General features: G+C 46.0%; 22 protein-coding genes and 2 pseudogenes. 10 read left to right on the plus strand and 14 right to left on the minus strand.

All coding sequences use genetic code 11. From position 1 onward, the window contains the following. The first annotated feature begins 2 nt into the window (after positions 1 to 2). Complete coding sequence (locus JEU20_RS10400; protein WP_198245606.1) at positions 3 to 1,751, plus strand: EAL domain-containing response regulator; 1,749 nt, start codon at positions 3 to 5, stop codon at positions 1,749 to 1,751. On the opposite strand, the gene JEU20_RS10405 is transcribed toward JEU20_RS10400, so the two are convergent. The 4 genes from JEU20_RS10405 to JEU20_RS10420 all read right to left on the minus strand — a co-directional run bounded on the left by JEU20_RS10405 (position 1,723) and on the right by JEU20_RS10420 (position 5,087). Continuing rightward, positions 1,723 to 2,784, minus strand: coding sequence for a phosphotransferase enzyme family protein (locus tag JEU20_RS10405; RefSeq protein ID WP_198245608.1), 1,062 nt, complete (start codon positions 2,782 to 2,784; stop codon positions 1,723 to 1,725). The genes JEU20_RS10400 and JEU20_RS10405 overlap by 29 nt on opposite strands. Then, positions 2,781 to 3,377 carry an RdgB/HAM1 family non-canonical purine NTP pyrophosphatase gene (gene rdgB, locus JEU20_RS10410; protein WP_198245610.1) on the minus strand — a complete coding sequence of 199 codons (597 nt, stop codon included), beginning with the start codon at positions 3,375 to 3,377 and terminating at the stop codon, positions 2,781 to 2,783. The genes JEU20_RS10405 and rdgB overlap by 4 nt, the downstream gene beginning before the upstream one ends. Positions 3,378 to 3,384: 7 nt before the next feature. Continuing rightward, positions 3,385 to 4,104, minus strand: a complete 720-nt coding sequence (gene rph / locus JEU20_RS10415) for a ribonuclease PH (protein WP_198245611.1) — start codon at positions 4,102 to 4,104, stop codon at positions 3,385 to 3,387. Positions 4,105 to 4,181: 77 nt separating this feature from the next. Continuing rightward, complete coding sequence (locus JEU20_RS10420) at positions 4,182 to 5,087, minus strand: serine/threonine protein kinase (RefSeq protein ID WP_198245613.1); 906 nt, start codon at positions 5,085 to 5,087, stop codon at positions 4,182 to 4,184. A 43-nt stretch (positions 5,088 to 5,130) separates the two neighbouring features. Here JEU20_RS10420 and JEU20_RS10425 point away from each other — a divergent pair, with 43 nt between their 5' ends. After that, positions 5,131 to 5,994 carry a YicC/YloC family endoribonuclease gene (locus JEU20_RS10425; RefSeq protein WP_198245615.1) on the plus strand — a complete coding sequence of 288 codons (864 nt, stop codon included), beginning with the start codon at positions 5,131 to 5,133 and terminating at the stop codon, positions 5,992 to 5,994. 842 nt (positions 5,995 to 6,836) lie between these two features. Here the strand turns inward: JEU20_RS10425 and JEU20_RS10430 are convergent. Next, the gene (locus JEU20_RS10430) at positions 6,837 to 7,850 is read right to left on the minus strand and encodes an IS110 family RNA-guided transposase (protein ID WP_198246002.1); all 1,014 of its coding nucleotides are present in this window, start codon (positions 7,848 to 7,850) and stop codon (positions 6,837 to 6,839) included. A gap of 84 nt (positions 7,851 to 7,934) precedes the next feature. Here JEU20_RS10430 and JEU20_RS10435 point away from each other — a divergent pair. Together JEU20_RS10435 and JEU20_RS10440 are read left to right on the plus strand one after the other, a co-directional pair. Beyond that, a pseudogene (locus tag JEU20_RS10435) lies at positions 7,935 to 9,489 on the plus strand (IS3 family transposase). A 60-nt stretch (positions 9,490 to 9,549) separates the two neighbouring features. Further along, positions 9,550 to 10,635: pseudogene (locus tag JEU20_RS10440) on the plus strand (IS701 family transposase); the annotation flags it as partial. A 371-nt stretch (positions 10,636 to 11,006) separates the two neighbouring features. Here the strand turns inward: JEU20_RS10440 and JEU20_RS10445 are convergent. Genes JEU20_RS10445 through JEU20_RS10460 form a run of 4 tightly spaced genes read right to left on the minus strand, consistent with a single transcriptional unit; the run spans position 11,007 to position 16,669 of the window. Further along, positions 11,007 to 11,690, minus strand: a complete 684-nt coding sequence (locus JEU20_RS10445; protein WP_198245619.1) for a M48 family metallopeptidase — start codon at positions 11,688 to 11,690, stop codon at positions 11,007 to 11,009. After that, complete coding sequence (locus JEU20_RS10450) at positions 11,691 to 14,975, minus strand: type I restriction endonuclease subunit R (RefSeq protein ID WP_198245621.1); 3,285 nt, start codon at positions 14,973 to 14,975, stop codon at positions 11,691 to 11,693. Next, complete coding sequence (locus JEU20_RS10455) at positions 14,968 to 15,897, minus strand: nucleotidyl transferase AbiEii/AbiGii toxin family protein (protein ID WP_198245623.1); 930 nt, start codon at positions 15,895 to 15,897, stop codon at positions 14,968 to 14,970. The genes JEU20_RS10450 and JEU20_RS10455 overlap by 8 nt, the downstream gene beginning before the upstream one ends. Continuing rightward, positions 15,872 to 16,669, minus strand: coding sequence for a type IV toxin-antitoxin system AbiEi family antitoxin domain-containing protein (locus JEU20_RS10460; protein ID WP_198245625.1), 798 nt, complete (start codon positions 16,667 to 16,669; stop codon positions 15,872 to 15,874). The genes JEU20_RS10455 and JEU20_RS10460 overlap by 26 nt, the downstream gene beginning before the upstream one ends. Positions 16,670 to 17,032: 363 nt before the next feature. On the opposite strand from JEU20_RS10460, the gene JEU20_RS10465 reads away from it, so the two are divergent. Then, entirely contained in the window at positions 17,033 to 17,257 is a 225-nt protein-coding gene (locus JEU20_RS10465; protein WP_198245627.1) for a hypothetical protein, read from the plus strand. Between the two features lie 46 nt (positions 17,258 to 17,303). Continuing rightward, positions 17,304 to 18,281 (plus strand): transposase, encoded by a 978-nt coding sequence (locus JEU20_RS10470; RefSeq protein WP_198245629.1) that lies wholly within the window; start codon positions 17,304 to 17,306, stop codon positions 18,279 to 18,281. A gap of 226 nt (positions 18,282 to 18,507) precedes the next feature. Here JEU20_RS10470 and JEU20_RS10475 read toward each other — a convergent pair whose 3' ends face one another. After that, positions 18,508 to 19,185, minus strand: a complete 678-nt coding sequence (locus tag JEU20_RS10475; protein WP_198245631.1) for an IS5 family transposase — start codon at positions 19,183 to 19,185, stop codon at positions 18,508 to 18,510. A 61-nt stretch (positions 19,186 to 19,246) separates the two neighbouring features. On the opposite strand from JEU20_RS10475, the gene JEU20_RS15280 reads away from it, so the two are divergent. From JEU20_RS15280 to JEU20_RS10485, 3 genes are read left to right on the plus strand one after another with little or no spacing between them, the layout of a single operon-like run. Next, the gene (locus JEU20_RS15280; protein WP_245395184.1) at positions 19,247 to 20,059 is read left to right on the plus strand and encodes a helix-turn-helix domain-containing protein; all 813 of its coding nucleotides are present in this window, start codon (positions 19,247 to 19,249) and stop codon (positions 20,057 to 20,059) included. Between the two features lie 5 nt (positions 20,060 to 20,064). Continuing rightward, positions 20,065 to 20,514: an ImmA/IrrE family metallo-endopeptidase gene (locus JEU20_RS15285; RefSeq protein ID WP_245395185.1), complete on the plus strand. Its 450-nt coding sequence runs from the start codon at positions 20,065 to 20,067 to the stop codon at positions 20,512 to 20,514. Then, the gene (locus JEU20_RS10485; protein ID WP_198245633.1) at positions 20,511 to 20,723 is read left to right on the plus strand and encodes a beta family protein; all 213 of its coding nucleotides are present in this window, start codon (positions 20,511 to 20,513) and stop codon (positions 20,721 to 20,723) included. The genes JEU20_RS15285 and JEU20_RS10485 overlap by 4 nt, the downstream gene beginning before the upstream one ends. Here JEU20_RS10485 and JEU20_RS15945 read toward each other — a convergent pair. The 4 genes from JEU20_RS15945 to JEU20_RS15950 are packed head-to-tail and all read right to left on the minus strand — an operon-like array spanning position 20,678 to position 22,193. Continuing rightward, entirely contained in the window at positions 20,678 to 21,067 is a 390-nt protein-coding gene (locus JEU20_RS15945; RefSeq protein ID WP_425356711.1) for an IS66 family transposase, read from the minus strand. The genes JEU20_RS10485 and JEU20_RS15945 overlap by 46 nt on opposite strands. Then, positions 20,971 to 21,459, minus strand: a complete 489-nt coding sequence (locus JEU20_RS15515) for an IS66 family transposase (RefSeq protein WP_281066842.1) — start codon at positions 21,457 to 21,459, stop codon at positions 20,971 to 20,973. The genes JEU20_RS15945 and JEU20_RS15515 overlap by 97 nt, the downstream gene beginning before the upstream one ends. Next, positions 21,342 to 21,731, minus strand: a complete 390-nt coding sequence (locus tag JEU20_RS15295) for a hypothetical protein (RefSeq protein WP_245395187.1) — start codon at positions 21,729 to 21,731, stop codon at positions 21,342 to 21,344. Before JEU20_RS15295 ends, JEU20_RS15515 begins: the two co-directional genes overlap by 118 nt. A 39-nt stretch (positions 21,732 to 21,770) precedes the next feature. After that, positions 21,771 to 22,193, minus strand: coding sequence for a DUF6444 domain-containing protein (locus JEU20_RS15950; RefSeq protein WP_425356696.1), 423 nt, complete (start codon positions 22,191 to 22,193; stop codon positions 21,771 to 21,773). Here JEU20_RS15950 and JEU20_RS10500 point away from each other — a divergent pair. Beyond that, a complete protein-coding gene (locus JEU20_RS10500) occupies positions 22,161 to 23,093 on the plus strand; it encodes a beta family protein (RefSeq protein ID WP_214657305.1) in 933 nt (310 codons plus the stop codon). The genes JEU20_RS15950 and JEU20_RS10500 overlap by 33 nt on opposite strands. Positions 23,094 to 23,323: the final 230 nt, after the last annotated feature.

A 23,323-nucleotide genomic window follows, 5' to 3' on the forward strand; every position in this document is an offset into this window, starting at 1 on the left:
AAATGGATGCTGTCTCCACTAAGGTGCTAAAAATATTGGTTGTTGATGATGACCCTGTGACGCAGCAGATAATCGGGGAAGCATTAAAATTAGTCACAGCGTTCCAGTGTCTCGTTTGTGATGATGGCGAGGCGGCACTGACGATTTTGAAACATACGGTAGTCGATCTGGTTTTGCTAGATATTGAGCTTCAAGGCATGAATGGCCTGGATGTTTGTCGTCATATCCGGCAAAATCCACTAATAGCACATCTTCCTGTTGTTATGATGATTGCTACGGATGATTTCGATGCACTTGAGCAGGCTTATCAGGCTGGAGCGACTGACTTTAGCAGTAAGCCGATAAATGGCGCATTGTTAGCCCAGCATATCCGTTTCATTTTACAGGCGAGTCAGGCGCAGCGCATACAAGCAGAGCGTATTCATAGTCTGACTTGTTATGATGACTTAACCGGCATGGCTAATCGTGCTGGTTTTCAGGAAAAGCTACGACAAGCCTGTGAACGGGCCGAAAAAGAAGGCCGTATTCTGGCTGTTGTATTGCTCGATCTTGATCGTTTTCAATTGATCAATGATACCTTAGGGCGCGAAATGGCCGATCAGCTTATTAAAGCTATCGAGGAGCGTATCAGTCGGCTTGATTTAGGGTCGTTTTTTGCGGCACATTTGAGTAGTGATGAATTCAGCGTGTTATTTACTGACCTTGGTGCAAGTGAAGACGAAGCTAGGCATAAATTACAGCTATTGATTTTCAGGCTGATGGGAAGCCTGAAAAAGCCCCTGCACATTGCCGATCAGGTGATCAATATTTCGGTGAGTATGGGGTATTGCCTGTTTCCGACGGCGGATACCGATAAAGAGGATGTGTTGAAGCATGCTAACATCGCGTTGAAAGCCGCTAAGAAAGAAGGTGGGCGTCAAGTAAAAGGTTTTCATCCCGAGCAGATGGCGCAAAGAATTCGGCGCTTCAGCATTGAAAATGGCTTGAAACAAGCGATAAAACAACATGAATTCCAGATGTATTATCAACCGCAGTTTAATGCCGATGGTCGCTTAATTGCCGCAGAAGCCCTGATTCGCTGGCCTTCTGCCAGTTTTGGCTGGATTTCACCCGAGCTGTTTGTGCCCATCGCGGAAGAATGTGGATTGATTGCCGAGATCGGGAAATGGATTCTTGAAACAGTTTGTCAACAAATAAAGCAGTGGGAAGAACGTGGGTTGTTGGGTCAACAGGGTTTGCAACAGGTGGCGGTGAATGTGTCGGCACGGCAATTTTATCGCGCCAATTTTTTGCAAGAGCTTGAAAAAATTATCGCTAAATCGGCTATTCAGCCGCAAGCACTTGAGCTGGAAATGACCGAATCTTGCTTGATACAGCATGTCGACCATGTGCTGGCTATTTTCGACCAATTACAGCAGATGGGGATTCAATTGGCATTGGATGATTTTGGAACGGGCTATTCCAGTTTGTCCTATTTAAGGGATTTTCAGCCTGATAAACTGAAAATAGATCAATCCTTTGTCAGAAACAGCCTTGAAAACGAAAAAGACGCCAAAATTGTCCGTGCCATCATCGCTATGGCAAAAAGCCTGAATATCACCGTACTGGCTGAAGGCGTTGAATCTCGACAACATTTTGATTTTTTAATTCAGCAAGGCTGCCAGCAATTTCAAGGCTATTATTTTGGTAAAGCAATGTTGGCGCAGGATTTTGAACAATTCATCATTTCGCAGCAAGCAACTGCGCAATAAGTCGTTCAATCGCCTCGCGCTTCTCCAGAATATCCTGGCATAACCGAAACTGATACAGACTGCGTTGCAGGTTTTGCTGTGGATAATCGACGCTGAAATAAACATTGCCTTGCAAATAATCGGTAAAAAAACGCAGACCTAATTCAAAGGGCAACAAGGCGATGGCCGGATACATATAATCCATATCCGCTGGCGTTAAAACATCCTGTATTGATTGCAGGTAGTTTCCAAGCAGTGCTTTTAGAAGCACTAAATCCAGGTGTTGATCCGGGGTCTGACAGACCGAACGCACACAATCGGCAATATCATGCAGTAACAAGCCCGGTTTGACGGTATCAAGATCGATTAACGCACAGACTTGATTGCTATTGGTTCTAAACAGAAAATTATTCAGCTTAGGGTCGCCATGCGTAATGCGCGGCTGTAAAACCGCCTGTGAGCGCGCCTGTTCCAGCATTAAAGCCAGGCTTCGGTGCCGGGCAATAAACTGCTGACAAAAAAGATCATCACCCGTGCGCGATGGTGGCGAGTGCTCCTGCATAACCTGCTCATAGTGCGCCAGATACTGCGGAGTGATGTGAAAGCCTGGCAGTGTATCGTGTAAGGCATTGACCGGCAGATTGGCGAATTGTCGATGAAACTGCGCCAATGCATTGCCGACATTGGCCGCCTCAGCCGTTGAGCGGATTGAGTCCCGGGTTTCACTGTTTTTAATATAGCTCATTACACGCCAGGGCTGATTCTCTGTATCATAATGCAACAGTGCGCCTTGCGGGGTGGTCCGAAATGTAGGAAATACCAGAGCGGCAGGTTCAGGGCTTTTTTGCAGATGATTTTGTAGGCACAGCAGGTTGTGCATGATTTTCTCAGGTTGTGGGAAAACCTGCGTATTAATCCGTTGCAAAACCCAGCTCGAGTCGGGCCAATCCAGGCGGAATGTCGTATTGATCAGGCCGTGGCCAAGCGGTGTGATACCCGGCGCTGGCCGGTCTGGAAAAAATGCCGCAATCACCGCGTTTGCGGCTGTTTTCATGGGGATAATTGCCGCAGCAGTGCTTGCAGCGCCTGACTACGGTGACTGAGGGCATTTTTTTGTGCAGGCGCCAGCTGTGCCGAAGTGCAGCCTAATTCCGGCAGCCAGAAAACGGGATCATAACCAAAGCCGTTTTCACCTTTAGCCTGGTCGATGATTTCACCTTCCCAGCTGCCTTGAGCAATCAGCGGGAATGGGTCATCGGCATGGCGCATCAGCACGATGACACAAATAAAGCGGGCCGTGCGCTGATGTTTAGGCACAGAGCGAATTTCGTTCAATAATTTGTCCAGATTGTCCTGGTCGCTGGCATCAATACCGGCATAACGGGCAGACAAGACACCGGGCACGCCGTTTAAAGCATCTACTACCAGCCCGGAATCATCGGCCAGCGCCGGACGAGCACTGTGGCGGGCGGCGTTGCGGGCCTTGATAATGGCATTCTCGACAAAAGTACTGCCGGTTTCTTCTGCATCCGGCACTTTGAATTGAGATTGCGGAAGGATGGCGTCATGTTTCAAAATTGCCTGAAACTCTCGGATTTTACCGGGGTTTCCGCTGGCCAGAACAATTTCAGGAAAATGCTGCAACATAAGCTTGTTACGCTGCCTTGAGCGCTTCGCGCTGTTTTTCTAATAAAATCTGAATACCATGGTCAGCCAAATCCAGCATTTGATTGAGTTCATCACGACGGAAAGCATGGCCTTCGGCAGTACCCTGAACCTCAATAAATGCGCCGGCATCGTTCATGACCACGTTCATATCGGTTTCAGCCTCACTGTCTTCGGCATAATCAAGATCCAGCACTGGAACGCCATTATAAATACCCACTGAGACCGAGGCGAGTTGGCCATGCAAAGGATTCTTCTTGATTTTATTCTGATCCAGTAAGTGTTGAATGGCCAGAGATAAGGCGACAAATCCACCGGTAATCGATGCGGTGCGCGTGCCGCCATCGGCCTGTAATACATCGCAATCTAAGGTAATTGTATTCTCACCTAAGGCTGACAAGTCAATGACGGCCCGTAGGGAGCGGCCAATCAGGCGTTGAATTTCCAGTGTGCGTCCGCCTTGTTTACCGCGACTGGCCTCACGACCCATGCGTGAATGGGTGGAGCGTGGCAGCATGCCGTATTCAGCCGTTAGCCAACCCTGGCCTTTGCCCTTCAGAAAGCGGGGAACCATAGGGTCGATACTGGCGGTACATAAAACCCGGGTGTCGCCAAATTCGACCAGCACAGAACCTTCGGCATGTTTGGTGTAATGACAAGTAAAGTTAATATCGCGCAATTGATCCGGTAAACGTCCGCTTGGTCTCATGGTGGTTAATCCCTGTATTTTGAAAGCGGCACAGTATACCCGATTTTAGCATTAAAATTCATGTGTAAAACAGGGCGTTAATGATTCGTTGGATTCAGCACATCCATGAGTTGTTGTACCGAATTGGGGCGTTCGGCTGGGTGCACGGCCATGGCCCAATCTATCGCTTCCAGTAAATAACGGGGCAGTTTGTTTTTTAGCGCCTTCACTGCCGGGGTTAACTTATCCTGCTGATTGCGCTCCGGTGCCGGAATAGGGGGCTTGGCTTCCACGCAAGCCCGCATCGTTGCGCCAATGGCGTAAATATCGGACCAGGGGCCGAGTTGAATGGTATTGGAATATTGCTCAATGGGCGAAAACCCCTTCGTCAACACTTTGGTACGTTTGAATTTTTTTGGGATGGGGTATTGTTCGATCGCCCCAAAATCCAGCAGCAGGGGATCAAAACCAGTACGGATCAGAATATTGGCGGGCTTGATATCTAAGTGCAACAGGTTTTTTTGATGAATCAAGGCAACGCCTGCTAGTAAGTGGGTAAATACCGTGCGAATAAATGTTTCATCTATTTTGACCAGCTTTTTTTTCAAAATTTTATCCAGCGTTAACCCATAATCATAGGTCATCACCATATAAACAGTATCATTGGCCTGAAAAAAATTGATCACATCGACAATATTCGGATGCTTTAAATCGGCCAGCACCTTAGCTTCCTCAAAAAACAGGGCGCGGCCGCGCATAAATAACTTACGATTTTCCTCGTTATGTGGCGTCACTACATTGTTCCAGGTACGGTGTGCCAGTTTACGCGGCAGATATTCCTTTATCGCAACCTGCACCTGATCTTTAAGTTGGCGCGCCAGATAAACCGAACTGAAGCCACCATGTGCCAGCTCCCGCTCAATCATGTACTGGTCTATAATGGTTCCGGTCTGTAAGTAGTTCCATTCTTGAGAATAGGTTTCCGGGTCGTAATGTTCGGACATAAGGACACGCTAAAATTAAAACCGTTATAAGTATAGGTGAAATGTGATTAGAAGTATGACGGCGTTCGCCAATGGCGAGACGCAAACCCCAGAATGGCTTATAAATTGTGAATTACGCTCGGTGAATCACCGTTATTGCGATATTAGCCTCAAGCTTCCCGAAAGCCTGCGTTTTCTGGAAGGCGATATTCGTAAACGACTAGGTAATGCCTTAAAACGGGGTAAAATTGAATGCACCATCAATTATAAAACACTCGACTTAGCGCAAGATTTCCAGATCAACTCCGAAGCTGTCAATGCTCTGCTTGCCGCCACGGCTGCGATTGAGCAAAATATGTCCCATGCGGCTCCGTTCAGTGCTCTGGAGGTACTTGCCTTTCCCGGCATTCAACAACAAAACGACATAGACCGGGCACAATTGAAAAATGTGATTCTAGCGTTGCTCGACGATGTCATTCAGCGCATGATTGCAACCCGAGAGCAGGAAGGTCAGCAACTCGGACAAATGATCGAACAGCGCTGCGAGAAGATTTCGTTGTTGATTCAACAGGCCGAAACAAGAATGCCGACAGTGCTGAAAAATCTGCGCCAGAAACTGACCGAACGGATACAAGAAATGGTGCAGGAACCCGACTTTGATCGACTGGAACAAGAACTGGTGATGCAGGCGCAAAAGCTTGATGTGGACGAAGAGCTCGACCGTCTGAAAACACATGTTGAGGAGGTTCAAAGAGTGCTGAAACAAAACGAGCCTATCGGTCGGCGGTTGGATTTTCTGATGCAGGAAATGAACCGCGAAGCCAACACCTTAGGTTCAAAATCAGCCGACCAGGAAATGACCACCATCGCCATTGAACTTAAAGTTTTGATTGAACAAATGCGCGAGCAGATTCAGAATATCGAATAATTTCCAGTAACGTCCTGTATCATACTCAACTTATTGTAAAATAATATTTATTTTGTTTTTGTTTTCCCGTAACTTCTGGTAAAGTTCTGGTTTTTCCAGTTCTAAGTGGGGAGTTAATTGGGTAGTAATCGGCTGTATCACCATAAAGGTCTCGTAATTTACTCCCCATTTGGCGTTTAACGTAGATGATGAATATGCTGTAACCACTGTTTTTTAGTGGTTATAGCTGTTATTGAGGGGGGTTCAAATGGGCAAATTGACGGCTAAAAAAGTTCTTTCTATAGTCCGATCAAATAAATCTGGTCGGTATGGTGATGGCGACGGGCTTTATCTGATGATCCCAAAAAGCGGCGCTCCGTTCTGGGAGCTATAGTCATATATGGTCCGCCCCGTATTGCAAGAAAAAATTCATTCGTAGCATAAAGAAATATTGCTCCCATATATCCGGCCTTGGGGTGATGATCTCAATGAGCTCTGGCCCTGATGGAATACGCACATTCCCGCCTCATCAAATCTTCGGCTTCCAATGAGCCCATGACTCTATCAGGTTCTACGGAATGCAGGTGTTACCTTTTATGCCATCACTTGAATTTTTATCCACGCAATTCGTTGCTGATTGTGACCTCTTTCTTTAATTTATTTTTCTGTGCAGGTTCTGGTTCTGTCAAGGAGGAACGCAGACGTTTGCGTCGAGTAGTCCTTGACAGAACCAGAACCGGCCTTACCCTGTTAGGCAGGGGCCGGATTATTCCGGCCTCTGCCTCCCGGCGAGGGTGGGGTAAGCTGCACGGCCAGGGGCAAATCCCCTGTTAAGTGCTTTAAATAAGGTTTTTCTTTTTTCATCATGCTGCCACCGTTCGATAGTCTTCTTTTTTACTGAGCAAGGCCCAGGCTATCCGTGCATTTTTATTGGCTACCGCGACGTTTGTAATGTTCTCACCGCGTCTTTGCTTGATTTCCCCAACCCATTGATTCCGTTTGTCCTGATGTTTATGTGCGACCCGTACGACTGCCCGGCCGCCATGAATCAGTAGGGCTCTCAGGTAATTGTCGCCCCGTTTGCTGATGCCAAGCAGGGTCGCTTTACCTCCCGTGGAATGCTGCCGAGGCACGAGTCCTAACCAGGCGGCTAGTTCCCGGCCATTTTTAAAGACACTGATGTCACCAATGGCGGCTATCAGAGCGGTTGCCGTCAGCACACCAACTCCCGGGATGGTGAGTAATCGCCGACAATCTTCATGCTGTGTCGCGATGTTTTCCAGTCTTTCGTCCAAGGAACTGATTTTTTCATCAAGATGAACCATTTCATCGTAAAGTTCGCTGAGTAACTCGCGAAATAATGGGCTTAAATTATTTTCGGCATCTTCAAGAATCTCTGGGATGGCCTTTCTGATGTAATTGATTCCCTTGGGGATAACGATACCATATTCCAATAACAATCCCCGGATTTGGTTTGCGTGAGCCGTCCGTCTGGCTACCCGTTGACTGCGTATTCGGTGCAGACTTTGGATGTCTTGTTGAACGATATTTTTGACGGGAACAAAACGCATGTTTGGCCGTTGTACGGCCTCGCAGATCGCTTCAGCATCCGCGGCATCATTTTTATTGGACTTAACGTAAGGTTTGACAAACTGAGGCGCTATCATTTTTACATGATGCCCCAATCCGGTAAAGGTACGCACCCAATGATGGGCGCCTCCGCACGCTTCAAGACCAATCAGACAAGGAGGTAGCTTCGCGATATAAGTGCTCAGTTGCTTACGGGACAGTTTTTTCCTGAGTACGACATGGCCTTTTTCATCCACGCCGTGTAATTGAAAACTTTGCTTGGCTAAATCAATTCCCAACACTTTTATCGCTTTATGTTCTTGTTTTGCGTTACTATATTTCACGGTTTGCCTCACTTCTTTTTTGATGTTTGCTAAATCTAGGAGACAAAAATGAGCGTATTTAGCCAAGAATTTAAAGTACAATCAGTAGAAAAGCATTATCCAGAAGACCAGAACAATCGCTAAAGCAAATTGTAGTTACTTTAGGTGTGGGTTACTCCACACTTCAAAAATGGATTCGGTTAGCTAAGAAAAATCAACTCGAAAAACAGAGTCAAACATGTCAAAAGAAAAAGCCCTCAAGATTGGAATACAGTAGAACGTTTTGAAGCCATTGTTCATTGTCATCATCTCACTGATGATCAGGCTAGCGCCTATTGTCGTGAACAAGGCATCTACTTACATCATCTAAATACCTGGAAAGCGGAATTTTTGTCAGAATCTAAATCAACAGAATCCGTATATAAACAGGCGCAAACAAAACTCAAACAAGAAAACAAGCGTTTGCATAAGGAGCTAAACCGCAAAGAGAAAGCGTTATCAGAAACAGCGGCTTTACTGGTGTTATCAAAAAAGTGCCAAGCGATCTGGGGGAAAAGGCGGCCGATTAATCGCCTACTCAGATCGCCAACACTACAGCGCACTCATTGATGAAGCCGTTGACAATGGAGCGCGGCAGAAATTAGCCTGTGAACTGGTGGGTATATCAGCTCGAACCTATCAGCGTTGGAACCGGGGAGAAGGACTCTCAGAAGACCTACGACTGCACAATACAGCGCCTGTGCACAATCAATTATCCGAGGCCATCAAGCAAGAAATCATCACCGTGATTAATAAACCGGAATACAGCGCTTTAACGCCGCATCAAATCGTTCCGAGGTTATTGGATTTGGGCTGCTATCTCGCATCAGAATCAACCTTTTATCGTGTCATGAAAGCCCACAACCAGCTTAAGCACAGAGCTAAAGGAGCCGCAGGTCAGCATAATAAACCGCAGTCACTCAAAGCCACACAGGCCAATCAAATCTACTCGTGGGATATTACGTATTTATTAAGCCCCGTCAAAGGGCAGTATTTTTACCTCTACATGGTGATGGACATCTATAGTCGGAAAATCGTAGGCTGGCAAGTTCATGATGCCGAATCAAGCGCACACGCTGCTGATTTGATCGAAGATATCGCTCGCCGGGAAAACATCGACAAAAAGCAATTGGTGATACATTCTGACAACGGCAGTCCGATGAAAGGCGCAACATTAAGGGCCAAATTGGTCGATTTAGACATTGCCACGTCGTTCAGCAGACCTCGTGTCAGTAATGATAATCCTTATTCAGAATCGTTATTTAAAACAGTCAAATATCATCATACCTTTCCAGAAAACCCTTTTAAAACATTAAGCGAAGCCAGGAACTGGGTTGAAGCTTTCGTTTGTTGGTTCAACAATGAACATCAACACAGTGCGCTCAAGTTTGTAACACCCAACCAACGCCATAACGGCTTAGACAGCGCCGTACTCGAAAAAAGAAAACGAGTCATCGAGCAAGCAAAAAGAGACAATCCAGAGCGATGGAATGGACGACAAACACGAAATTTAACGCCCATTGGCCATGTTTATCTTAATCCGGATAAGGAAAATTTCAACACAACAGAATGTCAAGCAGCTTAATAAAATTCATTTCGTAAATTATTGCAAAAAATGCGACAGGTTGGTTGACATTTAGCGGGACTGGCGCGGCAGTTCGTTCGGCTGATGCTGAAGGTGGTGAAACCGGATGTTATTCATTTGGCCATTGACGATACACTGACCCTGCGGGCTTCAAAGAAGGCGCCGGGCAGCCAGATGCATCATCAGCATGGCAACAAGCCGAATCTGGCGGCGTATGTGCGTGGTCAATGCTGGGTAAGCCTGGCCTGGGTGGTGCGTTCCGGGCAACAGGCCATGGCCTTGCCGTTGTTGTCCCGATTGGTGCCTGCGGCGGGCAATACGGGCAAACGGGTTGCCGCCCAGGTACTGATTCGCGGCATTTACCGGCTGTTGGAGGGCCATCGGGTTCGGGTGTTGGTCGATAGCTGGTATATGAAGGGCGTCTTTATCGAATCGATGCTGCGCCGGGGCTTTGCTGTAATCGGTCAGGTTCGGATCGATACCCGGTTGTATAATGAACCGCCCCGACGGAGAAAAGGGCAGCGTGGCCGTCCGCGGAAATACGGCCGGAAATACACGCCCGAACGGATTGCGCATTTGAAGCGCACCGTGGTGACCTTGCCCTTGTATGGAAAAGAACAGACGGTGCGTTACCGCAGCAAGGTACTGTTGGCCCGGTTTCTAAACGGACACAAGGTGCGTGTGGTCTGGTGTGAATTTCAGCGGGATGAAGGCCAATGGACAAAAGCCCGGCTGCTGTTGAGTACCGATGTCAGCTTGACTCCGGAGCAAATGATCGAGAGCTACGCGGAACGCTGGTCGATTGAACCGATGTTCCATCAACTGAAGCAGGCCTGGGGACTGAAAGAAGCCTGGCAGCAAAGCCGTCAGACCCTGCATCGTTGGGTTCATTTGACCCAGGTGGGTTATGGTCTGTTGCAGTTATTGCGCCTGCTGGACAGCGAACAGGTTGCCCAACTGTGCCGATATTCGCTTTGGCGGAAAGACAATCCGGTCACGGCGGGACAAATCCGCAGGGGGTTGGTGATGATTTTTCGCCATGTTCCGGTACGACAATGGTGGCACCGTACATGCAAAAAATTCGAACCGCCGGATGGGTGGGGGACGGAAGAAAATGACGGGAATTACGCAAATAGCGGATTCTGAACGACGATCAACAAACGGAAGCTTGCACACATCACGCCAAATGAATGGGGTGATTGAGTGAGTTCGCTCTAAACTCTAGTAAATCTATCATCTTGGCCCATTTGAGGCCGTTTAGGAAGTGGGGCGGACCATTCCATTAAATCTGGAACGTTCAGCCGGTAATGGCAGTGGATGGTGTCAGTCGATATAGAGACAACGAAGCCATCACAACTGTGCTGTGCTGATAGGTATAGATAGACGTTTTCATACCAGACTCCGTTGAAGTGAAAATTTGAGGGTGCGCATTTTTACATAATCTTGTGGAAATGGGTAATGTTTTTTTATTTTTTTGTGTACAGACTTATTGAGCCATCACAACCCATTTATCTCATTCAAAGTTCCAAACCAGCACCATGCAAGCGCAACCAGCTTTTAGCCTGAGCATAATCCGGTAAAACCTTTTCTATGGTATGCCAGAACTCAAGGCTGTGATTAGGGTGCTTCAGGTGAGCAAGCTCATGCACAACAATATATTCAATCGCTGTCAGTGGTGCCATCATGCATCGCCAGTGAAAATTGAGCGTGCCATTGGCTGAACAGGATGCCCAGCGGTTTTTGAGTTCCTGCACTCTGATTCCTGTTGGCTGCAAGCCCATTTTCCCGGCATATTGCTCAACATATCTGGGTAATCTTGCTTTACCCTTTTCTTTATAAAATGCTACAAATTTATCTTTGGCCTTTGATAATGCGGAGCGCTTAAGAATAAACAGTCCATTTTTCAATAACAGGTCATGCTTGGCATCATCAACAATCTGTAAACAGTAGGTTGAGCCAAGATAAGGAAAGCCTTCACCATTCACAAACTCACGTTCCACACGAGTTCTGTTCAGGTCTTCCCACTCGGCCAGGTTTCGATAAATCCAACTTCGCTTGGCTTCCAGTATCTGCTCAATTTTTTCCATGTCGTAGGGTTCAGGTGCCAACACGCTTACGGTGCCATCACGCTCGATATAGATGCTGGTCGTCTTGCGAGGACTTTTCTTCAGTTTAAATTCAATATCACGATAGCTCCGCATCTAATGCCCCAGAATATCCTGTTCACGCCGTCTGGCCAGCGCAATAACTTCAGTGACCAGCTCTTCACTATGTTGGGCAAGCTCAATAATACCCGACAATACAAATACATCATCCAACTCCGATGCCAGATCATCAACCAGCTCAGAACGCTCCCAAAAATTAAGACCACCCAATGACCCGGCCAATACATCCATAATATTTGCAGTAACCTGCTGTACTTTCGCAATGGTTTCTGCTGAATCATCACCATCAAAAGCGATAGAACAGATTAAATCGGTAAACGGATCGCTACCCTGACGTTCACCGGATTGAATTTCATCCCGTAATACTTCGAGCGCTAAAACCATGTGTTCCCAGTCATCATGATATTTTTTCAGGACAGCCTCCAGCTTCTCACTAAAGCGTTTGAACTGAACCGGATCACGTTCCCAGTTCACTTTGCAATGCTTGCGAATCGCATGTTCCATTTCACTGGCCTGGGCACGCGGGCTTTTTTCTTTTTTTACTTGCGTAATAAACTGGCTTGAAAACAGCTCAGTTGGCGGAATACGGGGGTCGATGCCCAGTGATACCAGATGCTCATTAATGAGTTTTCGCACCTTCTCACCCACACCGGTAAAGCTGATGGACCCATCCTTGTAACGCTCTTTTGCCTTGGCCTGAATATGGGCAAACTGATACATGGGGATTTTATACGGCTGCGCCATGGCATTGGGCAACACAATGTCCATGCTCTCCATAAATTTTTTCAGATAAACACTGAAGCTGTCGCGGTTTTTTATATCTTCAAGTATTTCAACCGCAGATTCCAGCGCCTGATATCGCTGAGAATCATCCAGGTCTTTTTGCTTAACAAAGCTTTCAATATCCGACACCTTGTTTTCCTCAAATAACTGAATCAAACGTCGATATCTGCTTTCCAGTATCGGCATTTCCGATTCAACATTCTTCAAGCCATCCAGAATCTCTTGCTGATCTTCACCGGAATATAATGACAGAGCGGCCTGTAAATGATTGGCCAGACCGATATAATCGACAATATAACCGCGTGTCTTTCCCGGATATGTTCGATTGACGCGGGCAATGGCTTGCAGAAGATTATGCTCTTTGAGCTTTTTATCCAGATACATCACCTGCTCAATCGGTGCATCAAAACCCGTCAGCAGCATATCGCAAACAATCAAAAATGCCACCCCTGTTTTGGGGTCATCAAAGTCAAATGCCTTCTTGAAACTTTTTACCGCATTAAGTTCTCTAGCTTCCTTGCGTGCCTTAACAAACACGGCTTTTTCATTGGTGCCTTCAGATGAAATCACCACAACGGCATCAATAAACTGTAATTGTTTTAATAACGCATCATCCCGCAGCCTATCCTCTTTTGACTGCTCTTCTTCAATCAGCTTCTGTAAGGCTGAACGGATAGAGGTCTGATAATGGATGGCCGCCTGTTTCGATGAGCAAACCACCTGTGCCTTAAAGCCACTGGGAAGAATATTGGCCGCATAATGCCGAACAAGATCATCTGCAATCTCCTTAATACGTTCTTCTGCTTCCAGTACATCACCTGCGGCGCCGTACTTTTTACGAATCGCCAGCAATTCTTCTTCCGACCGGTCTCGAAACAGATCCTCAAACTTTCGATCAAATCCTGAACGCCCCTGAATCGCCACTTCTGCTGTTTTACCTTCATATAAAATCTGCAAGGTAGCACCGTCATCAACCGCATCCTGTAGCCGATACTTGTCGATATAAGCAGAACTGGCATCCACCCCAAATCGCTTCCAGGTTGGATCACTATGGTGTTTGGCAATTAACGGTGTGCCGGTAAATGCAATACGTGTCGCATTCGGGAAAGCATCAAATAAATTATCTGAAAGACTGGCTCGTTCAGTCCCTGAGCGTTGTGTCCGGTGGGCTTCGTCAATCAATACCAGTACTTTCTCTGATGGATTCACCACACCAAAAGATTCGAACAAAACCGGCTCCGCGACTTTCGGATATTGGCTGTCAGACTCGTTTGCCGCTTGTTGCTGCATGGCAATACGAACATAGTCAGGAACATAGCTATCGTCTGCTTCACGAAACTTGTGCAACATCACCATATTCAAATTGGAACTGTCCCTGGCCAGCTTCTCTTTCAGATCGCCAGAGCTTTTGATAACCACCGGCTTCTCGCCAGTCAACGCCACGGTTTCAGTTAACTGCTGTTCAAGATCGCGGCGGTCATTCACCACCACGATCTTGTAATCTTTCAGTTCCGCATCACGACGCATTTTGCGCACCAGAAACACCATCGTCAGCGACTTGCCGCTGCCCTGGGTATGCCAGACAACGCCGGAACGCTCAAGACTGGTTTCACCCGCACGAATACGCTCGATAATCTTGTGAACGGCCCGGTATTGCTGATAGCGACAAACCACCTTGATACGCTTGTCACCCGCATCCATAAACAGGGTAAAGCTGCGCATCATGTCCAGCAATTTCTGCGGATGCAACATCCCCTGCACCAGATTCTCCTGTGGCCGGTGACGCCCAATTACTGCATCGACATAAGGGGTTTCATCAGGATAAATACTTTTCCATTGAAAGAAGTAATCCTCACCGGCCGTAATGGTACCGTATCTAGCATCTTCATCATGGGTGGCAACCATTAACTGATTAGTCCAGAAAAGCCGTTGCTCACCTTCCTTAAGGCCAGCGGCAATGGTCTCTTCCCGCACATCGGCATAACGTCTGAGCTGTTCAATGGCTTCGTGCATGGGGTCAGAGGCATAGCCATTCGCCTCTTTACACTCAATTACCACCAAAGGCAGTCCATTAACAAACAATACAATATCGGGGATGATAAATTCCTTGACCCCACCGGGCGTATCGATTCGAAACTGGTTAATGGCAATAAACGCATTGGCTTCCCAGTGTTCAAAATCAATGATCTTGACCACAGGGTCTTGCTCACCCGTTAGTGTGTTTTCATCGACCTGCCATTTGAATAAACGGCTTAAACATTCCTCATTAGCCTGTAACAGTTTCTGGGTGCCAAAGTCGATAAAGTCCTCATACAACTGTTCAAGTTGAGAATCCGTTAGCCAGCTTTCATTTTTGTCTGTTTTGTTGATCTTGCGAACAGATTTTATGAACACATCCTTCAGCAACCATTGCCTGAAATCAGACCTCAGACTTTTTGTCGGGTCGTCGGGAATACCAGCCCCCTGGTCAATCACCATCCAACCCATTGACTCCAGTTGGGTTAATAAGGGGCGCTCTACAAATTGATACTCAGACATGACTGCCTCCTTGCAAGACTGCTTCCAGATTGCCAATGGCTTCTATGCGTTTTTTCTTGTTCATTTTATCGAGATTAAGCAACTTCCAGCGTACAGATGGAAGTCGTTCTATATGCGGTATACCCAGGTGTTCCCAATCAGGTGATCCTTCCTTGTAAGACAACAAAAAGGCTTTGTCATCATCAGTTAAACTGGCATGTAGCATTTCAACCAATCTGGGCAGTGTGGCTTCAAGAACTTCAACACCCACGTCATTAAATGTCATACCCTTAAATTCTGACTCATACATGTCTGCCAATGGCTTTTTTCTTGGCGCAAGTAATTCGGCCATAGGCCGGTTATGGCCCATTAGATACACCAGAAAGGCAACCACCAGTTCCCGACTGATTCCCTCGTTATCCAATAGCAACAAAGTGTCATACAAGTCACGGGGATGCTGGCGATCCAGTGTGGCACAGAGCTTACCGGCATATAAATCATTAAAGCTCAAGAGCGATACTTCAGCAAAACCAAAGTGTTCCTCCACAGAAGGCCGTACTCTGCGGGTTTCAGCGTCATAAACCGCACCACGAAGTACCGGCGTGACTTCTACTTTAACTTTGGCATCGTAGCTGGCAATATTCAGCTTAAGCAAAGTCCCTGTTTGCGGATTCGGCTGCGTTATCACATTAATTCCAGGTAATCGCAGTTCAGTTTCAGCGGCTATGGCTTTTAACGCTCTATCAATTTCAGCAAGCGCCTGACTACGTTCTACCATTGGCAGGTAGGCCAGATCGATATCAACAGACAACCGAGGCATGTCACGCACAAACAGGTTTATCGCTGTTCCACCTTTCAGGGCAAAACAGGCCTGCTGCCCCACAATAGGCAGAAGCTGAACCAGCAAGCTCACCTGTTTATAAAAAGGATTGTTCGAATCCATCTACACTCTCTCTTGTCATTTGTTTGGGCACGGTTATCTGGTATTTCTTATCAAGGGCACCGCCTTTGACGATGACACGTTTGCCACTACCCAGGCTAACAGCGTCAACCTCCAGTCGTTTAAACCAGGCAAAACCATGACGCTCGGCAAACCACAAAAACAGACGTTTGGCTTTCACATTGTGGCAAGCTTTTAGCAATTTCATCAGCAACCGGGGCCGCAGTGACGTGGCAGACTCAAACAGCTTATCCAACATTTCAAAATCTGCATTCTGCTTAACCTCAGATGCCAGCTCTAATAATGCCAGCTCAGGCGTGGCATAGCGTAGCGGCCAGTCCCAGTGCCCAAAAGGCTTTGTGCTTATAGCCTCAGCTACAGACACATCAAACAGCTGAGCCTTGTTTAGAATCAACTGATAGGATGCATCCAACTTACTGACCCAGCCAGGTAATTTAGCTGCACCATAAAGGTGTATCTGCTGCACTCCCTGCATCGACAGGTAATGGGCAAAACCCTGTAGCTCCAATGCAGAACGACCACCTACATGTATGGAATAACCCAATTCCTGAAGAGAATAAACCACATGCTCCCATTTCAAAGGAGGGCCAGGACGACGATAAGCGCCACGGGCAACCGGCACCAGTGCACCGGAGCGCAGGTAGTAGTCCACCAAAGGGCGCTCAAAACCCCGATCTGCCAGCCAGGCACGGTCAACTATCAGGCCATCCGGTAACTGATTTTCCAGAGGTTCTCTTGTGGTTTGGGGTTTCACTGGTTTTTAAATCTGTATATTTGCATAGGAATACTATGCATTATTTGGTATAAAAAAACCAAAAGCAAGGTTTAAATATTAGTTAATTAACATAATTATACTATGCGTAAAGGTAATTATATAAACAACTTTAAAATAACCATTTTATTTTATTGACATTTCATTAACACAACATTATTGTTGTGTTAATTGTTACAGACTTAATTTGTGTTCATGATTCCAGACTTAATCGAAATTGATGGCGCTCCTTGGGGTGTTCTACCCCATAAGCGCCAACTTAAGCCATTAAATCATTGATTACGTGTTGAAAAATAAAGGTGTGGCCACCACATAGAGTCTTTTGCCGACAAAAGTGAAAACCCTATGAAAAAGCAGCCACCTCACATAGATACTCGTTTTGAACAATTTGTGCAAGAACTTCCAGAAGATTATCAACAACAAGCCTATGAATTTAAAGCCTTCACGCGTGCGCGCAAGATCCGTTCGCCCTTACAACTGTTACAGTTGGTGATGCTCTACTGTGGTCTGGATTTCTCCTTGCGGAGTTGCGCCGGCGAGGTGGCTCACTTACAGGGCTCACTTAAGTGATACGGCGGTAAAAAGACTGGCGGCCTGCGTTCCTTGGGTAAAATCCTTGCTATCGGGCGTATTTGGGTTGCATCAGGTGGTTGACAGTGGTTCATTAAGCTTCGTTATTATTGATGGCTCGACCGTGCAGGAACCCGGTGCGACAGAAACCACGTATCGGCTACATATCGCGATAGATTTGATTTCACTGACATTGCGCCAGGTTGAAGTCAGTACGGACAAGATTGGCGAAAGCCTTGACCATTATGTGCTGGAATCGGGCGATGTCGTGTTGATTGATCGTGGCTACAATCAACCGAAGTCGTTGGTGCCTTTTATTGACCGAGGTGGCGATATTGTGCTGCGCTATAACGCACACAGCATGAATTTATACGAGCTTGACGAGCACGGCAAAATGATAAAAATTGACTGGGAAACGAAATTACAACGTCTCGGGAAACAAGCGGGGGCTATTCCGGTTTATTTGTGCCATGATACTAAACGAATCGCCTGCACGGTACATGCGGTTCCGTTACCTGCCGAAAAAGCGGCGCAAGCCCGGCGTAAAGCGAAACTCAGAGCGCAGAACAAAGGACGTACAGCCCAGGAAAAAACGCTCTATCTCAGTGAATGGGTCTTAATTTTAACGTCCGTGCCGGTCGAGTTGCTCAGCACCGAAACGGCTGCCGCGCTCTATCGTGTACGCTGGCAGGTGGAATTGGTGATCAAACGGCTGAAAAGCCTGTTGGCGATCAATCAATTACGTGCCCGTAAAGACAGTCAATTGGCCGAATTGTATTTACAGGGCAAACTTCTGTATGCGGTGGTTACGGAAAAGATCGCGCAGCGGTGTTTTACCAAGGCCTTGACGAAAATGGATGGGCCGCGTGCATTGACACCCTGGCGTTTGTATAAAACGATTGCTGAGGACATTAAATCAGGATTGAACGCCTGTTTTCCGAAGCAAGAACGCTTTCAGCGTGATTATTTGAAAAGCGTTAGCGAACGCGTTCGTTGCAGCTACCTGAACCGATTTTGGGAATGATTCGACAATGAGAAAAGTCGTTTTAATCAAGTTTGCTTAGTTGGCGCTTAGGTCTCCACAACTGAAGCCGATTTTAATAATCATCATCGGAATGATTCGACAATGCAGAGTGTAAACGAATATGGGAAGTTTTGTAACAGGCAAACCTAAACCCAATGACTACGATGGGTGCTGGGACCCTGATTCAGTCAATCCCAAGCTCTTAGACCCTGTCTTTCTCGACTTTTCAAATAGCCGCATGAGTCAGATGATAACCACTTTCTTGTTTCCATGCCTTTCTCCCGATTTCAGCGCAACGTTGAACAATCGCTGTTCTTGGATGAGTTCTCCCATCTTCATCACTCGGCCATTCCACCGCCCCTTCCCGCGGCGGTATCAATGCATCGGCGCCTTTGTTACGAATCGCCTGATGACACTGGATCGTATCATAAGCGCCATCCGCCGCCACACTGGCAACTTGGTCGTGTTCATCCAGCTGCTCTAATAAATCCGGCAAGACTTCGGAATCACCAACAAAATTAGCCGTCATCTCAACTGCCACGACTTCCTGCGTTTGTGCATCAACCATGATATGGAGTTTACGCCAGGTTCTGCGCTTGCTGGCACCATGTTTGCGAACTTTCCACTCGCCTTCACCGTAGACTTTTAAGCCGGTCGAATCGACGACTAAGTGTCTTGGCGTTCGACTGCTTGAACGAGGCAGCCGAACCTCCAGAGTTTGCTGGCGGCGACTTAATGTACTGTAATGAGGAATCTGGATAGACAGCTTTAATAACTGGACTAACGACAACAAACATCCCTGTGTCGCTCTCAACGGCAGCTTAAAGAGTTCTCTCAGGGTCAATGCGCATTGAATAGCAGTACAATTCTTTAGTTTGTAGCGTTGTTTCTTTTTTTTGTCCATGCCCTATAATATGGGGATCCTTATGATTTATGCAACAAAGCCATGTTGAAGGCGTATAATCATGATTTATAACGAAAGACAGTTTAAGATAACGTCTAAGCAGATAGAAGCACTGAAAAATAACCTTGTTGAAATAGCTGAAGAAGAAGCAGCACCAGACTGGTTAAAGGAAGCACAGATATCTGCTTTAAAAAGTCAGATTTCAGATCTTATGGCTCAGGTTACTGAGTATGAGCTTCTTAAAGAAGGTAAAATAAAATATACAGAATGTTCTGACCTAAATGTGTTACCTAAAACATTAATACGAGCACGAATATCTAAAGGGCTGTCACAGAAAGAATTTGCCGAAATACTTGGTATGCCTCAACAACAAATACAAAGGTACGAGGCATCAAATTATATGGGAGCTAGTCTTTCAAAGCTTATTAATATAGCGAGTGTGCTTGAGGTTAAATTCACTGAATCCTGGAGTGGCGCCAACTATAAAGGAGCTGATTCTTTATTCGTATGGGATGAAGAAAACGCTGTCGACTGGAATAAGTTTCCTATTAAGGAAATGCTGAAAAAAGGTTGGATTGATATAAAAAATAAAATATCTCCAGCACTTACAGTTAAAGAGTTCTTTTCTAATACGGCTGGACCACAGTTTGCAACTGCTTTACATAGGAAAAAGTTCCACGGCAAGAATACACCTAATGAGTACTCGCTACTTGCATGGCAGGCGCGTATTATACAAAAGGCCAGAAATACATATGAAAATCACGAAATTAGTGAATATGAATTTAGTGATCATTGGGTGAAAGACTTAGTAGAGCTTTCTGTTGATGAAAAAGCACCATTATTAGTCAAAGAATTCCTTGCTAAAAAGGCATAATTCTCGTGACAGAAGAGCATTTACCAGGAACATACCTGGATGGTGCTGCAATGCTTCTTGAAACCGGTAATCCAATTATTGCTTTAACATTGAGATTTGATCGACTAGATAATTTTTGGTTTGTTTTAATGCATGAGCTAGGACATGTTTTATTACATTTATATGACTCATTAAATATGGATTTCTTTGATGAAGAGGGAAATTCTGATAGTGACGAAATAGAAAGAGAGGCTGATAAATTTGCGTTAGATTCATTAATCCCAGAAGAATCCTGGGACATGTGTTTATCTCGTTTTTCTATGTCAGAAGAATCCATCAAATTAGATGCTGAAAATATTGGTGTGCATCCTAGCATTATCGCTGGGAGAATAAGAAAAGAAAGAAATAATTATACGATACTTTCTGACATGGTTGGTCAAGGTATGGTGAGAAAATATATAGGAGAACAAGGGTGAATATAGGATATGACAAATATGTCCCCATACTTAAATGGAGATTAGGTGAATATCAGGCACTTTTAAGATTGGATAAAAACATCAAAGATAATATACGTCCATTAATCGTTATCCCTCCTGTAGAATTTGATTTTGAAGAATGGAGGCCAAAAAAAGTAACCGTTCACACCCTTATAACCGCTTGCTGCTCAGGGATAGGTAAGCGGTAAGAGACTTGGCCATCTGTCAGACCCTGAGTGCAAATCGTTCTGAGGGTTTGATACAGATTAAGCCCTAACCGTCTACAGGTCTCGATCACGGACAAGATCATCGGCCGAAACTGATCGCCGCGGTGTGATTGACTGAAAAAACTGATTTTCCGCCAGATAACATAAGGGCGCAACGACCTCTCCGCGGCATTGTTGGTCAGCGGCACACCGGGATGGTCCAGAAAGGTCCAGAGCCTTGGAAAATCCTTTAGCAGTTTGCGGCAGCTGTTGCCGGTTTTGGTTTTTCCATGGATGAGTGCGCTCTGTTCCAGTTGGGTTTTGAGGCGTTGACGGAGCTTTTCCAGTCGCTGTCGATAATGCTGGCTTTGATAGTCGCTTTGTTGCCAGCGTTTGGCGCATCGTACCCTAATCGAGCCAGCCTCAGCAATTTTTGACCGTCTTTGCCTGCTTGTCCCCGGCGTTGGGCTATTTTTTCCAAGTTACGGATGATATGCGCCCAGCAATATTGGTGTTTATTGGCTGCATAGTCGTTGTAAGCACCATGGCGGTCGGTGACTAAGACGCCATTGAAGTTGCCGAGTAAAGCGTTGGCCGCGCCTTTACCGCGCGAATAGTGGGTCAGAAAGTAGGCGGCCTGGTCGGTGGATAAGGACCAGAGCCAGTAGGTGCTGCGATTCCGGTAGTGTCGGGTTTCATCGGCATAGCCGAGATTCGCGGCACGAACCGCTTCACCGATTTGTTGATAGACGGGGCCAGCCAGTCATTGAGCTTTTTCTGGCTTTGGCTGATAGCTCCTAAACTGAAGGTCAGGCCCCATTGTTCCTGGAGCAGACTTTCAATCTGTCTTAAGGTCAGGTGGTAACGGCCATTTATCAGGTTGATCCAGGCAATCAGACCCGGCCCCATTTGGCCGGCAGGAACGGCGTCGGGCAGATGGGCTTTATGGTGCTGTCCACAGCGTTGACAACAACCTGCGTAGCACTGATGTTCGGTGACTTCATAGCGCACTTCAGGTAAATCAAAAACTTGATGGCGTTGGTAACGATTCTATCTGGACTGTTCCACCACAACCACAGACTGCATGCGGATAGTAGCGCTTGATGTGGTCGACCTGGTCTTCGGGCAATAACGTCCGTTCGTGCTTTTTGTGGCCCGTCTGCGCCCCTTTTTTACGCCCCGTCGGGGTTTTGCGGTGGCGTTCCGCGCGTTTTTAGGGCTGTCTTGTGAGGGCGGTGCTGAGGAATTGTCGGAACCATTATTTAATTGTTCCTCCAGTTCCTCTTTCCAGATTTGGAGTTGCCTAATCGCTTCCCACAACGTCAAAATCACCTGGTGAGACTCTTCTAATGTCTCAGGCAAAGGTGGCGGTTGGGTGAAATCCAGTGGGAGTTTGCTCATACACGAATTTTCTGATTTTTGGGTGGTTTGGCAAGTGTTGTGAACGGTTACAAAAAAACGGTACAGGAACATATAGTTCCATTTGGGAAAAAGTTTTGTGAAAAATGGGGTAGGAAGGCGCTGATAGACCTTCACTATAGCCTTGAAACTGAGACTATGGACAGTGGTTTGTCTGTAATTTCTCATATATTCTCAGAGCTACGTGACTGTGATTGTTCTGCTGTGCCTGTTTGTGGCTTAGAAAGTGACAAATCGTTATTAAAAGACATTAAGTCAATTATAAAGCAGGACAAACATGGAGTATGCTTTCGGTTTAAACTAGAGGAATTAATGAAGCCATCATTTAATACTTTAGTTGAAGATTTAATGAAGTCGATATCAGTGACTCGCGAAGAAGTTGATTTGGTTATTGACCTAGGAAAACCAGAATCATTTACGCCCTATGATATATTCTCAAAAGCCCTAGTAGTGCGTATTAAAAGAATAGAGAATATAAACGAATACCGCTCATTCATACTCTCAGCAACATCACTAAGACTCTCAGAAATAAAACGACCAGGCGGTGAAATTGAACGGCACGAATGGTTATTATACAAACAATTGATTAATGACATTGGTGAAATAAGGTCTCCAACATTTGGGGATTACACGATAGAAACACCTGAATTTATCAATCAAGATATGAGGAAAATTAAACCGGCTGGGAAGATCGTCTATACAAGTGATGATGTCTGGTTTGTCACAAAAGGTACTGCTTATCGAGACAACCCCGCTCAGATGAAAGAGCATTGTGAAGCTGTAGTACGTTCAGGTCATTTTTGCGGTGTAAGTTATTCTCATGGTGACAAACGAATAAATAATACAATGATAGGAAAAGAAAATACAGGCAATTTATCCACCTGGAAACAGGTAGGAGTAAATCATCACATCACAAAGGTCTCTGAACAGCTCGCCAGTTTTCACGGGACATAAACTGATTCTTGATCCAGGAAATCAATTCATTGATATTAGAGAGCTCTGAGATGTATTCATATAATTTTTTTCTTGTTTTATTAGTTAGCTTCTCTGTTACACCCAAGTGCTGCAAATAGCTTATAGCTTCTTCTTTCCATAACAAGTGAGCAACAGATATGATACATATATCAGGATTATATTCAGAAGAACGTACTTTACTAAAATGAATACCTCCTCTGGGCCCGCTA

It is taken from the genome of methane-oxidizing endosymbiont of Gigantopelta aegis, assembly GCF_016097405.1.
Classification (GTDB): Bacteria; Pseudomonadota; Gammaproteobacteria; order Methylococcales; family Methylomonadaceae; genus Methylomarinum.